Raw genomic sequence first — 16,182 nt, forward strand, 5'->3', positions numbered from 1 at the left:
GTGCCCCAGGGGGGCCTCTCCGTTCTCGTCGCCGTCGCCGGCGGCGGGCTGACCCGTGCCGACCTGCTCGCCCTGACCGCTCTCCCGCCGGACGAGCTGGACGGGGAGATCGCCGCTGCCTCAAGGACCGGCCTCCGCCGGGCCGCGAGCCGCTGGACCGGCAGGACCGTCCACGTGATCGCCGACGGCGGGCAGCGGCAGCATGTCAGGGGCGAGGCCGGGGAGCGCGTCACGGCGGACTGCGCCGCGGCCCTGCACGCGTGGGCGGAGTCGTACCAGGTGGGCGGCTGGCCCGACGGCACCCCGGAATACCTGCTGGACGGCTACTTCCGCCTTCTGGAGTCGACGGGCGACGTACACCGCATGGCGGCCTGCGGCACCGACCGGGCACGGCACGCGCGGCTGCGCGCGCTGACCGGCGGCGATGTCGCCGCCGTGCACGAGGTCACGGCCTGCCAGTCCGCCCTCGCCGTGCAGGACGCCCCCGACCTGGCCGCTGCCGCCGTCCTGGCGCTGCTCCGCGAGGAACTCACCGGGCGCGGCGACCGACTGCCCACCAGCCTGCCCGCGACGCTCGCCGCTGCCGGCGACCCGGTACGGGCCGATCAGCTCGCCCGCTCCTTCGACGCACCGGCTCGCAGGGCTGCCGCTTTCACCGGCCTGACTCTCGCGCTCCTGGACGAGGGCCGAATCGCTCAGGCACGGCATGCGATCGACGAACTCGCGTGCGCCGTCGCCAAGTTGGGTTCATTCGACGAGAAGCCGGCGAAGGACGCGGTGCTGCGGCTCGCCGCAGCGGGCCAGTGGACGTCGGCCGAGCGCGTCGCCCGGGCGGCCCCCTCAGTGACGGACAGGGCGGTCGCGCTGCGCGCGCTGGTGGACGCTCAGATCGCCGCGGGCCATCTCGACCAGGCCGAACATCTCGCCCTGACCTTCACCTCCGACGACGACGGCACCGAAGGCGACCGCGGCAACGACACCGGCGGCGCCGACCGTACGGCGCTGATACCGGTGATCGTCGCGCTGGCTGCCGACGGCCAGGGCGGTCGGGCCGAGTCGCTGGCCCGCGCGTTCCCCGGCCCCGTATCGGTTCGGGAGCATGGGGGCGTCCTGGCCCTGCCGCAGCTTGCCCTGGCACTCGCGGCGACCGGGCAGGACGAGCAGTTCCACCGGCTCCTTCGCGTGGTGCCCGACGAGCAGACCCGTAAAAGGCTGCTGACGACCGCCACGATGGCCGCGGCCCGCGACATCGACCAGGCGGAGGAGGAGGCACGTTCCGTCGCCGACGATCTCGGCAGGGCCGATGCCCTGAGGAGCGTCGTCGTCCGGCTCTTGGTGGCAGGAGAGACCAAACGGGCCGTCTCCGTCGCGCGGGAGATTCCCGTCGGGCCCCTTGTCCGCGCGCTGCGGGAGGAGACAGACCTGTCGGATACCGAGCTCCTGCTGGATGCACTCGGCCACCATCCACGGCCAGGCCTCGTGCGGGTGCTCGTGGAGCAAGGCCGACCAGACCTCGCCGAATCCTTCGTGAGCCGCATCTCGAACGACGGCGACCGTGTGACGGCCTCCTGCGAACTGGCCGTGGCCCTCGCCACGGCGGGCGACACGGCCCGAGCCGAGGCCCTGTACGCGGAGCACCGCCGCCGCCACAAGTTCGACGGCCCTGCGGTGCTCAAGGCGGTGGCCCTCACCCACTTGGAGACGGGCGCCCTCGACGCGGCCCTACGGACGGCGCACACTGCCGCCACACCGCATCTGGCACGGCAGGTTCTGCGCGACATCGCGGTGTGGCTGGTCGAGAACGGAAGGACCGCAGAAGCGGAACAGCTCGCGGCAAGCCCGGACGACGGCGTCGAGGGCACCGCGGCCGGTGCCGAGGGTGGGTCCGTCGGCGCGCTCGACACCGGGCCCGCCTCCCTGCCGCATCACGCCGAGATGCTGGCCACCATCGCCGCCGCGGCCGCCGCCGAAGGGGACGCGGCCACCGCTCGTCGGCTCGCGTGGCGTGCGGCGGCGTTGCCGCACACCACACCAGGGCTTCCCCCGCTCCGACTGCTCCTGCTCGCCGAGGCGCTGGTGGAAGGGGAAGAGCACGCCTTCGCGTGCCAACTCACCGAGCGTGCGGCCGCCTTGGCCGGAACCTCCAATGATGTTCTGCTCAGCCGTGCCACGGTCATACTGGCCCGCGCCGGAGCCCTCTCCCGGGCCGAAACCCTGGCCCGCTCCTTCTCGTTCTGGTCACACCGGGAACCCGCCCTGGAAGCCGTGGCGTCGGCGTATGCGTCCGCGGGCGACGTCGCCCGGGCACAGTCCGTCGTGGACGCCATGGACAGCGGGCATGCACATAGAGTCCGGGCGATGGCCGCGGTCGCGACAGCATTGACGCGCCGCGGCGACAGCGACGGTGCCCGGGTGGTCGCCGCGGAGGCCAAGGGGATCGCTCAGGAGCTGTTCTACGGGCAGGGGCCGGCGCTCATCGCCGTCATCGGTGCCCTGCTCGGCCTCGGTGACCTCGCCGAGGCCGAGCAGGCGGTCGGCACGATCCGCGACTACCACGAACGTGAAGCCGCGCGGAAGACGCTGTCCGCGGCGCGCACGGAACCGGTAGCCGGGGACGCGCCTCGGCGGGCGTGGCAGTCCAAGGAACCGGGTGAGGTACCCGCGGTCGTCGCCGAGGTGGCTCGCTGGCTGAAGGAGGCGGGCGACGAGGCGGGCGCCGCCCGACTGCTCGCCGACGCTGCCGAGCACGCGCGGGACGAGGACACCTCCCGCGCCGCGAGGGGCGGAGAGGCTGAACCCCCCGCATGGATCTGCCGACTGCTCGCCCGCGCGCTCTGCGGCATCGGCCGGCACTGGGACTTCGTCCTGCCGAGCCTCGCCGCCCTCGACCGGAAGGTCCCCGTCGCGGTCGCCGAGGCTCTGGGGCTCGACTGCCCTGCTCCGCGCGCCGCCGACCGGCGACACGGGCGTTCCTACGCCGGTCTCACGGCGGACCAGCTCATCGTTCGCGTCGTGCTGTGCCGTCGCGCGGGCCGCACCGAGGATCCGGACCTGCTCCTCGTCCTCCGCGAACTGCGCCGGGAGTACGGCCATGACGCCTGCCCCTTCGCCGCATCCCTCGAGCGCCTCGCCTACGGAACGCATGGCCCCGCTCTGTTCCAGGAGGGAATGCGGCCCGACGAGGCGGAGATGGTCAGCAGGATTCTGGAACAGCTGACGGGCAACCCCGGGCAGCAGGCGCCCTGAACCCTCGGCCCAGCCGCACCCCGAGCGGCACCGCGACCCCCTCCCCAGCGGCACCCCGACGCCCTCGGCCGGCGGCGGTGGCACGGCGGACACGGCACCCGACCCGGCACCCGACCCAACCACAGGACCAAACGGTGAGATAGCACCTTACGGAGCGGCGGGGCCGGCTGGCACAATGCGTCGGTGCACAGCCAGACCCATCCCCCGACCGACGCCGGAACGCCACTCGCCGCCCCGGCGCCCGCGACCCGGCCCGCCCTCACCGCCGGGCTCACCCTCGCCCTGATCTCCGCCGTCGCCTTCGGCGGCTCCGGCACCGCCGCCAAACCGCTGATCGAAGCCGGGCTCTCCCCGCTCCACACCGTGTGGCTGCGCGTCGCGGGAGCCGCCGTCGTCCTGCTCCCGCTCGCCTGGCGCCACCGCGACGCGGTCCGCCAGCGGCCCGGCCTGCTGCTCGGCTTCGGCCTGCTCGCCGTGGCCGGTGTCCAGGCCTGCTACTTCGCCTCGATCTCCCGCATCCCGGTCGGCGTCGCGCTGCTGATCGAGTACCTCGGGCCGCCGCTGCTGCTCGGGTACGTGAAGTTCGTGCAGCGCAAGCCCGTCGGGCGCGGCGCCACGATCGGCGCGGCGGTGGCCGTCGCCGGGCTCGCCTGCGTGGTCGAGGTGTGGAACGGGCTGCGGTTCGACGCGCTCGGGGTTCTGTTCGCGCTCGGTGCGGCGTGCTGCCAGGTCGGGTACTTCGTGCTCGCCGACGCCGGCCGGCGCGGCGAGAAGCCCGTCGACCCGATGGCCGTCAGCGCCTACGGCCTGCTGATCGGCGCGCTCGTCCTCACCGTCGCCACCCGGCCCTGGGAGGCGGACTGGCCGGTCCTCACCGGCTCCGTGACCATGAACGGACACTCCCTGCCGGCCGCCCTCCCCGCCGCCTGGATGATCCTCGTCGCCACCGTCCTCGCGTACCTGACCGGCGTCGTCGCCGTCCAGCACCTCTCCCCGCCCGTCGCCGGCGTGGTCGCCAACCTGGAAGCGGTGGTCGCCACCGTCCTCGCCTGGGTCCTGCTCGGCGAGCACCTGGGCCTGCCCCAACTCGCCGGCGGCGCGCTCGTCCTGGCGGGGGCCTTCGCCGCACAACGGGGGAAGTAGCTCGGCTGGATCACGCCCGGGGGCTCGGGGAACCGTGAGGCCGACCACGTGGACGGCCTCTCGCGCGCTCTTGGCCGATCACCTGGTCGGCGTCGCGGTTCCCCGAGCCCCTGACGATGTGACCGTGCCGTAGGTCCGGAGGGTGTCGGCCGGGTCGCCGGGGCGGCCGCGCAGCACCGCGTCCAGGAAGGCGAGGATGGCCGCGGCGACGACGCGCGGGCTTTCTGTGCGGCCCAGGGTGCCGACGATCGAGGGCACCGGCGGCAGGTAGAGCGGGCCGTCCATGAAGGTGAGGTGTCCGGCGCCGGGGACGGTGAGCCGGTAGCTCGTCGCGGTGGTGTACTCAAGGGCCTCGGTGAGACGGGGCAGGTAGCGCGGGTCGGTGCCGGCGGTGATCTCCTGGGTGAGCGCGAGCGCCGGCTGCTCAAGGGCGGGCGCGGTGGGACCGTGGGGGTAGCCGTCCAGATCGACGACGGCGTCGAACCGCCGGTCCTGCCGGGCTGCCTGCAGGGCGGCGGCACCGCCCAGGGAGTGCCCGGCCACCGCGGCGCGGCCGGTGTCCAGGCGCCCGGCCACCGGGTCGGCGGTCGCGCCACGGTCCAGGTGCTCCAGCCGGGTGAGGACGAAGCGGAGGTCGGCGGCCCGGACGGCGGTCCAGTCGGCGGCCAGCTCCTCGTCCCTGCCGCGGTCCCCGGAGGAGGCGGTGGTGGCGCGGATCGTGCGGCCGTCGGCGAGGACGACGACGGCGGAGTCGTACGGGTGGTCGAGGGCGGCGACCAGGTAGCCGTGGCTGGCCAGCTCCTCCGCCCAGGCGGTGTTCTGGGTCCGCACCCCGCCCGACCCCGGGGAGAAGAGGACGACCGGGAACCGCTCTCCCCCGCCGGCCACCGGCGCGTCGACCACGGCGCGGCTGCGGGCCCGCGGGACGCCGTCCACCACGAAGCCGGGCAGGCCGACCCCGCCGGCGAGGGCGTCGGCGACGGTGCGCGCCTCCTGCTCCGTGCGTCCGAGGTACTGGGCCCGCCGGGTGCCCGCAGGGCTCTGCTGCGCCGGGTACCAGAGCTGGACCACGACCGTGCGCCGGTCGTCCGGATCGGCGGTGAAGCTCTCGGGGCGGAGCGGATCGGTCCACTGCACCACCCGGGTGCCGACCGCGAACGCGCCCGACGGCTCGGGGAAAACGGGCACGGGGAAGGCCCAGGCGGCCACCGGGCCGATGGCGATCAGGCCGGCGCAGGCCAGCGATCCCGGCAGGGCCAGCCACCAGCGGGCCCGCCACGTCGGTCGGCCGGTACGGCGCCGCAGCAGGGGCGGGAGGGCGAACGCCGAGGCGAGGGCGGCGCCGGCCAGGACCGGCATCATCTGCCAGCGGATCCCGGCGATGCCCAGCACGATCGCCGACGACACGAGGACCGCCCCGGCCGCGACGGTGACGGGCCGGCGGACGGCCGGGGGGAGCCAGCGCGCCGCCACCAGTGCGAAGGCGCCCAGCAGGACGAGGACTTCCGGAAGGGACATGGACGGTCCCGGGACGGTTTCGGTCACCCGGCCATGCTCGGCGCCGGGTCCGCGCCGCCGCATCGGTCCCGGGTCGCCGCCGACTGCGACCGGGATCGTAACCGGGGCGGGCGCGACTGCGACCGCAGGGGCAACGGAGGCGGGCGCTACTGCGACCGCAGTGGCAACCAGGCACCCCCGACCGGCGGCCGGTCTGCGACCGCGGGAGGTGGCGGGGCTCCTCCTGCGGTCGTACCCCGGCGCGGTGATGTCCGACGCCGGGCTCATGTGCGGAGCGGTCCCGCGGCCCAGGCTCCGGGTGTACGCGGGTGGCGACCCCGGTCGGGGCCGCCACCGTGCCGGATCGACGGAACGGAGAGGTGTGACGGTGCGCCGCCGGGACCGGGTACCGCCCCTGGTGTGGGACTCGGTACTGCCGGCGCTGCTCCTGCTCGCCATCACGACCGGGCGGGCACCGGACGGCCTCGCGCGGTGCCGGTGGCGCTCACCGCGGCCCTGGCGCTGCCGCTGGTGTGGCGGCGCCGGGCCCCGCTCGCGGTGTTCGTCGCCGTGGCGGCCGCCGCCTTCGTCCAGTGGCTGGCGGACGTCCAACTGCCCGCGGACGTCGTCCTGCTGGTGGCGCTCTACACGGCGGCCGCGCACAAGGGCCGGCGCGGCACGGTGCTCGCCGCCGCCGCCGTCGTGGAGGGCGGGGCCGTACTGGCCTGCCTGCGTTGGGCACCGGACGGCGCGTTCCTGACGCCCTTCGTCGCGCTCTCCGCGACGGTCGTCACCGCCGCCGTCCACGGGGTGAACGTGCGGACCAGCCGGGCCTACCTCGCCGCCGTGCAGCAACGGGCCGAGCGGCTGGCGCTGCACCAGGAGCAGCAGGCGCGACTGGCCGTCGCCGAGGAGCGGGCCCGGATCACTCGCGAGATGCACGACATCGTCACCCACAGCCTGTCCGTCATGGTCGCGCTCACCGATGCCGCCGTCTACGCGCAGCGCAGGTCCCCGGACCGGGCCACCGCCGCGATGCTGCAGATCTCCGAGACGGGCCGGCAGGCCCTGACCGACATGCGGCGGCCGCTGGGCGTCCTGCGGGCCGACGAGCGGGATGCGGAGCGCCACCCGCCGCCCGGCATCGCCCAGTTGGAGGCGCTCGCCGACCAGATGGCCGCCGCCGGGCTGCCGACCGGCCTTGAGGTCCGCGGCGGCCACGCCCACGTACCGGCCACCGCGCAACTCACCGTCTACCGCCTGGTGCAGGAAGCCTTGACCCACACCCTCAAGCACACCCCCGCCGGCACCTGCGCGACGGTCCTGGTCGATTGCTCGGCCGGGAGCGTGGGCGTGAACATCACCGACAGCGGCCCCCGGCCTGCGCCTCCCGCCGCCGCACCGTCCGGCCACGGCATCCCCGGCATGCGCGAGCGCGCGGCCGCCTACGGGGGGACGCTGCGGGCCGGACCGCTTCCGGGCGGCGGCTGGGGCGTGCGGACGCGGCTCCTCCTCCACAGCGGCGGGGCGGCCTCCGTATGACAATCCGGGTCGTGATCGCCGACGACGAGGCGCTGCTCAGGACGGCCTTCGGCACGGTCCTGGAGGCCCAGCCCGACATGGCACCGGTCGGCGAGGCCGCGGACGGGGCCGAGGCCGTCCGCCTCGCCCGGGAGCTGCGGCCCGACGTCGTCCTGATGGACGTCCGGATGCCCGGGACGGACGGGATCGAGGCGACCCGGCAGGTCGTCGAGGCGTCCCCGCGGAGCAGGGTGCTGATCCTGACCACCTTCGACCTGGACGCGTACGCCTTCGCCGCGCTCGGCGCCGGGGCCTCCGGCTTCCTGCTGAAGAACACCCGACCCGAGGAGCTGCTCACCGCGATCCGCAACGTCGCGGCGCGCGACGCGGTGCTCTCCCCGCGGATCACCCGGCGCCTGCTGGAGGACGTCCGCCCGCACCTGCCGGGCGGGGACGCCGCCGTCCGCGACGAGCGGCTGGACCGGCTCAGCGCCCGGGAGCGCGAGGTGCTCGTCGAGGTCGGCCGCGGCCGGTCCAACGCCGAGATCGCGGCCGCCCTGTACCTGGCGGAGGCGACCGTGAAGTCCCATCTGGGGCGGATCCTGCTCAAGTTGGATCTCCGCGACCGGATCCAGGCCGTGGTCTTCGCCCACGAGAACCGCCTGGTCCCGCCGGCCTGACGCCGGCCGGTGGCTCAGAACAGCGGCCAGACCACGGCGCGGACTGGGCCGACCGCGTGTGGTGCCGGCCTCAGGTATGAGTCATTCCCTCACGGGTTGCGCCCGATGGGTAGGCCTTTCAAGAACGGTCAGTGTCGTTGATCCGGTGCACCAGGTCGAGAACCGACGCCACGCCGTCCGGGCCGCCGACGGACAACCCGATCTCGAACTTGCGAACGCCGCGCGACCGCAGAGCCTCGATCCTGGCCTGTACGTCCGCCTCGTCACCAGCGATGAGGAACCGGTCGCTCAGGTAGTCCCAGACCCCGAGGTCCATCGCGGCCTCGATGTACTCCTGCCTTCGCGCAGTCGACTGGTGTCCATGCTGGGAGAGGTCGTACAGCTCACCGAGCTTCCTGACTCCCTCCTGGAGCTCGGCCGGGACGAGCTTCGACGACATGCCGAATCTGGCGAAGTGGTGTGACAGGGACGCCACGATCCAACCGGCGTCGGTCACCGCGCGATCCGAGTCGCTGTTGATGTTGATCGCGCCGGTGTTCCAGACGAGGTCGATGGCGTCGGGATCCCGGTTCGCCTGCTCGGCCCCTCGCCGTACCACGCGCATCACTTCATCGACGACGTCCTCGCTGTAGCCGAGGCCGATGAAAATGCCGTCCGCTATCTGGGCGGCCAGTTCGAGCGATCTCATGCCGTGAGCCGCCACGTAGACGGGCACTGCCGCGTCCGATTCCCGCTTCAGCCGCAGATCCGCGTCGTGCCAGCGAGCCCGGCCGTCACTGAGCAGTTCCCGGACACATGTCACGTACTCCCGGAGGTCCCGCAGCGTCGCCGCGCGCTTCGCCAGGTTGTACACCCCGCTGTCGCCCGTGCCTATTCCGAGGAACACACCGCCCTGAGCGACTTCGGAGAGGCTGGCGAGCGCTCGCGCCGTCACTACCGGGTGCCGGGTCACCGGATTGGTGACCGCGGTCCCGATGGGCGCCGTCGAAACGCACTGTGACAACACCCCGAGCGTGGTCCAGCAGTCCGGGACCCCGGCCGGTGAATCCCACACCCCGATCTGGGCCGCGCCGTGTGACTCCGCCCGTTTGGCCGCCGCGACCGCCTCCGCCACGGATCCCGCACCGATGTTGACCAAGATCTCGATCGGATGGCTGTTGGCCTTCACTGGCATGCCTCCTTGTGTGTCGGGGCGCGCCAGCCGTACGTAGCGCTCACGGTGACGAGTAAGCGGGCCACCCTTCGTGGCCGGTGCGACCCGGTCGACTCGGGAGACCACGGTGTGGTGGTCCCCAGCTCAGTAATTGTTGATCACCGTACACTCCCACCAGGTCAACGCGCCGTGTGAGTAAGGGCATTCCGTCGGCCGCAGGCGTCCAGGGGCTGGGTCATGTCGTGCGGGCAGCGGCACCGTCGGCGTTTCGGCCAACCGCTCTTCTCTGCGGTCCTGTTACGGGATGCGGGTCGATGCATCCTTCACGCTCCTTCACCCCCACCACCCCGGGATTTCATGCCCGACCGAAATACACACGTTCGATGTCCCGGGCCGGCTCGTTGAGCCTCGCGAACCGGCCCCGACCACGAGACAGGGGGACAGCTTGACCGTGGAAAGCACATCCGAACAGGCGAGCGCAGGCGAAGCCGAGGAAACCCACCCGGAGAACGCGAGCACCGCGCAGGAGGAGGAGTTCCGGTTCCGGGACGAGTCCCGGTTGCGGGCCGGCGAACAGATGACGACCGCCACGATGGCACGGCGTCTGCCCTCGTTGGTACGGCGGTCATTGGCCATGGCCTGGCAGGTGGACCGGGGAGCGACGGCCGGGCTGCTGTCGTGCCAGATCGGCTCCGGCGTGCTGGCTGCCATGGGCCTGTTCGCCGTCACCGGGACCCTCACCGCGCTGGTCGCCTCCGGTGACATCACGGAGCGGATGCGGGAGGCGGCTCCGCAGCTGGGCGTCATCGCCGCGGCCACCGGTCTGCGTGCCGTGCTGGGGATCACCGTGACGTGGCTGACCGGCCGGCTGCGGCCAGTGCTCGCCCGGGCCGCGGAGGTGAGCATGGTCGAGGCGGCGCTCGGCGCGGAGGCCGCGGCGAACAACAGGCCCGGCTACAACGACTCGTACGACATCGCCGACCGAGGCGCCCAGGTCACTCCCGACCTCGTGGAGGAGGCCCAGGACGTGCTGGCCGCCACCGCGACCCTCGCCGCCGGAGCGACCGTCCTCGCCGTGATCCACCCCCTTCTCCTTCCCCTGCTGCTCCTGGCGTGCCTGCCGCAGGCCGCCGCGTACGTGCGGGCCGCGCGGGTGGTGTACCTGGCGGGCCTGGAGACGTCGGGGCGCCGGCGGATGCTGCACAAGCTGCGGTGGCACATGTCCTACATGGAGTCCAGCGAGGAGATGCGCGCCTGCCTGGCCGGCCCGTTCCTCCTGGGCCGCTACCGGCGCCTCGCCGCGTCGGTCAACGCCGCCGAGCGCAAGGCCGCCGGCACCGGGGCCTGGATGGGCCTGATCGGGGCGGCGGCCGGCGGGGTCGCGTCGGCGGCGGTCTGGACCACGCTGCTGTGGCTCCTGGTCTCCGGCCGGATGGACCTGGCCGCCGGCGGCGGCGCGGTCTTCGCCCTGCAGACGGCCACCAGCTCCGTGCGCGGCATCATCAACGGCGGCGCCCGGCTGGTGCGCACCGGCTGGTACGTGCAGGACTGGCAGAACTTCCTCGACAACGCCCACGGGCAGGCGATGACGGCCTCCCGCGGTTCCGAGCTGCTACCGGCGGCGCCGGAGCGGTTCGAGGTCCGCGACGTCACCTACCGGTACGACGGTGCCCAGAAGGACAGCCTCACCGGGGTGTCGCTGCAGGTGCGACGCGGGGAGATCGTGGCACTCGTCGGGGAGAACGGGTCGGGAAAGACGACGCTGTCCCGGCTGATCTGCGGTCTGCTGCTGCCGACCTCCGGCGAAGTCGCATGGGACCACGCGACCACCGCGCGGCTTGAGCCGTGGGCAGCGTGGAAGCACGTCGCGCTCGCCCCGCAGAGGTTCACCTACCTGCCGCTGACCCTTCGCGACAACATCACCCTCGGGCAGGGAGACACCAGCGACGCCGCCCTCCTGGCGGCCTGCGAGGCGTCCGGGGCCGCGGACATGCTGCCGGAGCTGCGGTCCGGGCTCGACACGCTCCTGACAAGCGAGTGGTTCGGCGGCCACCAGCTGTCCGGCGGGCAGTGGCAGCGCGTCGTCCTGACCCGAGCGTTCCACCGGCAGGCCGCCCTGCTCGTGATGGACGAACCCACGGCCGCCCTCGACGCCCGCGCCGAGCACCATGTCTTCACCGGCCTGCGGCAGTTGGCCAAGGACCGGGCCATCCTCCTGATCACCCACCGGCTCGCCAATGTCGCCGTCGCCGACCGGATCGTCGTCCTCGACCGGGGACGCCTCGTACAGGAGGGGACATACGAACAGCTCACCCGGGATCCCGGGCTGTTCCGGACGCTGTGGGAACTGGAGCAGCGCACCGGCCATGAGGTGAACCGTCCCGCCTGACGGTCGGCGTCCCTTCCAGTGAGCGCCGTCGCCACCGGCGTGGAGCCGGCCGCCTACGACGGCGGCAGACCATGCCCGCCCCGTACGCCTCGCGGCCGTGCCGCCCGCCCGAGAAGGAGCCTGATGACCACCAGCCTGTCCAGCGGGTGGCTGGTCCATCGTGCGCACCGCCGACATCGACGTCCTGCGCTGCTACACCCTGAGCCCCTGATCCCCACCCCACGATCGGAAGGAAGAATCTGGTGCTCGACATCGAGAAGCACGCCGCCGAGACCTGGACCCTCTACGGCCGTCACCAGCTCGACCGGACCTTCGACCTGCCCGAGCTGGATGGGTGGGTCTGGGACATCCCGCAGGCGGGGCCCGGCGTCGACGTGCTCGGCGAGGTCGCCGGCCTGCGCGTCCTGGACTTGGGCGCCGGTGTCGGCCGGCACGCCGCTCGCCTGGCCGCCCTCGGCGCCGACGTCACCGCCGTCGACGCCTCCCCCACCCAGCACCAGCGGGCCCTCGATCGCTACCCCGACACCCCCGGCCTGCGCCTGGTGTGCGCCGACGCCGTCGACCATCTCCGGCAAGCCGCCCCCTACGACCTGATCTACTCCGTCAGCGGCATTCCCTTCCTGGACCCGCATCGTCTTCTGCCCGCCCTGGCCAACGGCCTCAGGCCCGGCGGACGGCTCGTGTTCAGCGCGCTGCACACCAACTCCCACGGCATCGGACCGTCCCACTCCGTCACCGCGCGCCCCGAAGTCCTCCGGCTGCCCGCCACGGACACTGAGCACCGGATGCACATGTGGGTCCTCGAACCGCGGCTGTGGGAGGACCTTCTCGTCGACCACGGTCTCGTCATGGAGACGGTCACGACGGTCGACTCACCGAAGGCGGACCAGCCGCTGTCGTACCGGCTGTACACGGCCCGCCGCCCCGAGCGGGTGCCGAGCCGCCCCCGCTCGGCGACCCCGCCCCCGCCGAACGCCGTCGTCGGGGTGGGCGTGATCGTGCACGGCCCGGACGGCCTCCTGCTGGGGAGGCACCGTCTCGGCACGTGGGAGCTCCCGGGTTGTGTCGTGGAGCCGGGCGAGACGTTCGCGGAGGCTGCGGTACGCGAACTCGCCGAGGAGGCCGGCCTCGTCGCCGATCCCGCCGACGTGCAGGTGCTCGGCACGCTCCTCGACCGTGTCGGTGACGTCGTGCGGGTGACGGTGCCGGTCCTCGTCACCCGCTGGTCCGGCGTCCCTCAGCAGCGCGAGGACGCCATCGGCGACTGGCGCTTCTGGCCCCAGGACGCCCTGCCGCAGGCATTGTTCATCCCGTCCAGCCAGTGCCTGACGGCCTGGCACCCGGACCTCCCCCTCGACCATCCACCCGCCCACTTCCAGCCCTTCGCCGCCCCTGGCCGCGACTAGCCCGCTTCTTCGGGATCACCGGAACGGCGCTCACAACCGCCCTGCGGGGGTTGCGAACTCGGTGCTGTGGCCGCCTTGGCGGGCGCGCTGGTCGTCCTGGGAGGCGGCGGCGCCATCCTCGGCGGCGTCCTCTCCGACGAAGGCCTGCTGCCCGGCGACTCCATGGAGCTCGCCTGGCAAGCCCCGCCCGACCGCGGCGCCGCCGCATACGGCAATGGCGACTGGTTCGTCGGCAGCACCGTCGTCCGCAGCCGGTTCGACTCCGTCACAGCCTTCGACGCCGGATCGGGGCAGCGCCGTTGGGAGTACGCGGTGCCTGGCCGAGACGAGATCTGCGCCGTCAGCAAGGAGACCGACGGCTCCGTCGCCCTGCTCGCCCACGGCGAGGCGCCGCGGGAAAACGGCCGCGCTACCGTCACCGCCCTCGATCTGACCAGCGGCCGAGAACTGTGGCACACCCGCCGCGCCACCGAGACCGGTGAGCCGGCCGCCGTGCTCGATCTCGTCGCCACCGGCGGCGGCCTCGCGGTTGACCGTGACGGCGACGACGACTGGCAGTACGAGCCGGCCGGGGCGCGCGGCGTCCTGCGCGGCGACCAGGCCCTGCGCGCCTTCGACCTGCGCACCGGCGCTCCACGCTGGAAGACCGCGGTGGCCGAAGGCTGCGTCCCGCACCGGGTCGTCGCCGCCGCGCGGCAGGTCGTGGCCGTCCTCGTGTGCGACCGCACGGAGCTGAAGCTTGCCGCCTTCGACCCCGCCGACGGCAAGGAACGATGGGCTGTCCCCCTGGACCGGCGTTCGGTGGACGCGCGGGCCGACGTGACGTTCATGTCCGCCGACCCGCTGGTCGTACGGGTCGGAGAAGCGGAGGCGAGCGGGCTGCGGGCCTCCCTTGCGTTCGGTACGGTCGGCCGCCCCAGGGGCGTGTCGAGTTCGACGGCGGTGCGGGGAAGATCGACGAGTACGTGCCGGCCCGCGTGACCGTGGACGGGGACCGGGGACGACTCCTTGCCGTCACCAGCACCCGATGCCGGAAGTGGCAGTGCGACCAGGTCGTCGCCTTCGATCTGTCGGACGGTCGTGAGTTGTGGCGCGCGGTCCTGAACAACCAGGACGAGGGACTCTCCCTGCGGACCGTCGGCGACCGGGGGGCGGTCCTGGTCGACCGTGGCCTCAAGCAGTCGAGGGAGGAAGGCTGTATGTCCTGGACGCCGCCACCGGCGACGAGGAAGACCGGCGCAGCTACTCGGAGGACGTCAACCACGACAAGCTCGTCGCCGATCTGATCGTCCACGACGACCTGGTCATCGCCGTGCAATGGGGCGACGGAGCCCGCCCCTGCACGGCCTACCGCCCCTGGTGACACAAACCCCGATCATCCCGGTCCTCCAGCGGAAGGCTCCACGGCCGGCCCTTGCGGACCGCGTCCGCACCCTGGAACCGCAGAACCGTCACCAGCTTCCCGAAGGCTCGCGGGCTCAGCTGCCGCTCAGGGGAGACGCCCACGTGGGGTCGTGTCGGGATCTCCTCGTGAGGTGGGCCAGGAGGTGCTCCGCCGCGATGGAGGCAGTGTCTTGCGGCGCGCTGACTGCGGTCAGGGCGGCGATAAGCCTTGCAGATGCTACTTCCGGCACGTCCGGGTCGGCGAGGAGGGGAAGCAGCAGCAGGAAGCGGGTGGCCGTGTCCTGGACGCCTTCGTCCGCAAACGACGGGCTGTCGGCGATCCGGATCAGCTCGTGCCATGTCAGCCCGGTGCCCGAGAAATCTCCGTCCCAGCTGGCGATCTGCTCGGCGTAGTTTCTGCCTGGATGGGTGAGGAGGTAGTCGGTGCCGTAATCGCCATCCAGGTTGCGGTAGATCACCACTGCTCCGGGGCCGTCTTCTGCCGGCACCCTGAACGCTGGCCAGTGCTCAGGATCGAAGAGGACCTCGGACAGGGCATCGACATCGGCGCCGTCCTCGCCGAACCACTCTGGAACCGGGCGCTCGGGACACCTCCCGTCGCTGCACATCGCCAGGAGGTAGTTCGACCAGAAGCCCGGGTGGACCAGCAATGACTCGCCCGGCACCAACCGGCCGACGTCGCATCCCTCGATCAGCACCCCTCGATCCTGTCACCAGCCACTGACACGGTCCGATCCGGGATCGTGTCAGTGGGTGCCGTCCAGGTACGCGACAGCACCCCAGTGGGAGTCCTGCATAGCCCTGACCTGCGACGACTCCCTGCATGGCGACTCCTGCTCCGTTGCGGTGCTTGAATGGACCGTCGTTCCTGGTCTGGCAAGGAGAAGTGCTGTGCCCCTGGTGTCTGTCGTTATGCCCGTGTACAACTCGGCAGCGACGTTGAGCGCCGCAGTCCGGTCGGTGCTCACGCAGACCCATAGCGACCTGGAGCTGCTGGTCACCGACGACCAGTCCTCCGATGGCTCCATGGACCTGCTCCGAGAGTTCGCCGAGCAGGACGAGCGTGTCCTGCCGGAGTCGGCACCTGAGCGGGGTGGTGCGGGCCGGGCCCGCAACCTCGCGATCTCACGGGCCCGCGGGGACTACATCGCCTTTCTCGACAGCGACGACATGTGGCTTCCGGAGAAGACCGAGAAGCAGCTCGCCTTCGCGGCGGAGGGCACCGCGCCTCTGACGTTCACCTCGTACTACAAGATGGACGCCGACTACGACGGCGACAGCACCGACTGGGTCCCGAACGGACGGGTGATCCGGGCGCGGGAGCACGTGGACTACCGCGCCATGCTGGTCCGCGACCACATCGGTGCCCTCACTGCCATGTACGACCGCAATGTCCTGGGCACGAGGCTGATGCCGGAGATGCGCAAGCGCCAGGACTACGCCCTCTGGCTGTCGATCATGCGGGACGGCGCTGACGCCCGGGGCCTGGCTGAGCCGCTCGCGGTGTACAGGGCCCACCAGGCGGGATCGCTGTCCTCGAACAAGCTGTCGCTCGTGCAATACAACTGGTCCCTGTACCGCGAGCACGAGCATCTGTCGGTCCCCCGGGCGACGGGGGCGCTGGCCGGCGCTGTGTGGCAGTCGCTGCGTAACTCGCGGATCTAGGTCCGTGCACGGGCCCGGGACTCGGTGGGCCACCGCGGGAACGACGAGAAGGGGACCGCGACCTCGGTCGCGAAGGCC

The 16,182-nt window shown here is 72.7% G+C and carries 11 protein-coding genes; 8 read left to right on the forward strand and 3 right to left on the reverse strand.

Annotated elements, in window-relative coordinates:
- Together ACZ7HT_RS32455 and ACZ7HT_RS32460 are read left to right on the forward strand one after the other, a co-directional pair.
- Positions 1-3,246 (forward strand): hypothetical protein, encoded by a 3,246-nt coding sequence (locus ACZ7HT_RS32455; RefSeq protein ID WP_471172496.1) that lies wholly within the window; start codon positions 1-3, stop codon positions 3,244-3,246.
- Between the two features lie 183 nt (positions 3,247-3,429).
- A complete protein-coding gene (locus ACZ7HT_RS32460) occupies positions 3,430-4,389 on the forward strand; it encodes an EamA family transporter (protein ID WP_471172498.1) in 960 nt (319 codons plus the stop codon).
- Between the two features lie 78 nt (positions 4,390-4,467).
- Here ACZ7HT_RS32460 and ACZ7HT_RS32465 read toward each other — a convergent pair whose 3' ends face one another.
- Entirely contained in the window at positions 4,468-5,934 is a 1,467-nt protein-coding gene (locus tag ACZ7HT_RS32465) for an alpha/beta hydrolase family protein (RefSeq protein ID WP_471172500.1), read from the reverse strand.
- Positions 5,935-6,306: 372 nt separating this feature from the next.
- Between ACZ7HT_RS32465 and ACZ7HT_RS32470 the strand changes: the two genes are divergently transcribed.
- A complete protein-coding gene (locus ACZ7HT_RS32470; protein WP_471172503.1) occupies positions 6,307-7,428 on the forward strand; it encodes a sensor histidine kinase in 1,122 nt (373 codons plus the stop codon).
- Entirely contained in the window at positions 7,425-8,087 is a 663-nt protein-coding gene (locus tag ACZ7HT_RS32475) for a response regulator (RefSeq protein WP_471172506.1), read from the forward strand. The genes ACZ7HT_RS32470 and ACZ7HT_RS32475 overlap by 4 nt, the downstream gene beginning before the upstream one ends.
- Before the next feature lie 118 nt (positions 8,088-8,205).
- On the opposite strand, the gene ACZ7HT_RS32480 is transcribed toward ACZ7HT_RS32475, so the two are convergent.
- A complete protein-coding gene (locus ACZ7HT_RS32480; protein ID WP_471172508.1) occupies positions 8,206-9,255 on the reverse strand; it encodes an LLM class flavin-dependent oxidoreductase in 1,050 nt (349 codons plus the stop codon).
- A gap of 430 nt (positions 9,256-9,685) precedes the next feature.
- Here ACZ7HT_RS32480 and ACZ7HT_RS32485 point away from each other — a divergent pair, with 430 nt between their 5' ends.
- The 3 genes from ACZ7HT_RS32485 to ACZ7HT_RS32495 all read left to right on the forward strand — a co-directional run bounded on the left by ACZ7HT_RS32485 (position 9,686) and on the right by ACZ7HT_RS32495 (position 14,016).
- Positions 9,686-11,629 (forward strand): ATP-binding cassette domain-containing protein, encoded by a 1,944-nt coding sequence (locus tag ACZ7HT_RS32485; protein ID WP_471172510.1) that lies wholly within the window; start codon positions 9,686-9,688, stop codon positions 11,627-11,629.
- Positions 11,630-11,871: 242 nt separating this feature from the next.
- Positions 11,872-13,035: a bifunctional class I SAM-dependent methyltransferase/NUDIX hydrolase gene (locus ACZ7HT_RS32490; RefSeq protein WP_471172513.1), complete on the forward strand. Its 1,164-nt coding sequence runs from the start codon at positions 11,872-11,874 to the stop codon at positions 13,033-13,035.
- Positions 13,036-13,101: 66 nt separating this feature from the next.
- A complete protein-coding gene (locus ACZ7HT_RS32495) occupies positions 13,102-14,016 on the forward strand; it encodes an outer membrane protein assembly factor BamB family protein (RefSeq protein ID WP_471172515.1) in 915 nt (304 codons plus the stop codon).
- Positions 14,017-14,513: 497 nt separating this feature from the next.
- On the opposite strand, the gene ACZ7HT_RS32500 is transcribed toward ACZ7HT_RS32495, so the two are convergent.
- Entirely contained in the window at positions 14,514-15,137 is a 624-nt protein-coding gene (locus ACZ7HT_RS32500) for a hypothetical protein (protein ID WP_471172664.1), read from the reverse strand.
- A gap of 193 nt (positions 15,138-15,330) precedes the next feature.
- On the opposite strand from ACZ7HT_RS32500, the gene ACZ7HT_RS32505 reads away from it, so the two are divergent.
- The gene (locus ACZ7HT_RS32505; protein WP_471172518.1) at positions 15,331-16,104 is read left to right on the forward strand and encodes a glycosyltransferase family 2 protein; all 774 of its coding nucleotides are present in this window, start codon (positions 15,331-15,333) and stop codon (positions 16,102-16,104) included.
- Positions 16,105-16,182: the final 78 nt, after the last annotated feature.

The sequence above is a fragment of the Streptomyces sp. NPDC037410 genome, assembly GCF_055602235.1.

Bases quoted from the DNA above. Each gene is read 5' to 3' on its own strand.
- ACZ7HT_RS32475 (WP_471172506.1), top strand. From the start codon at position 7,425: ATGACAATCCGGGTCGTGATCGCCGACGACGAGGCGCTGCTCAGGACG.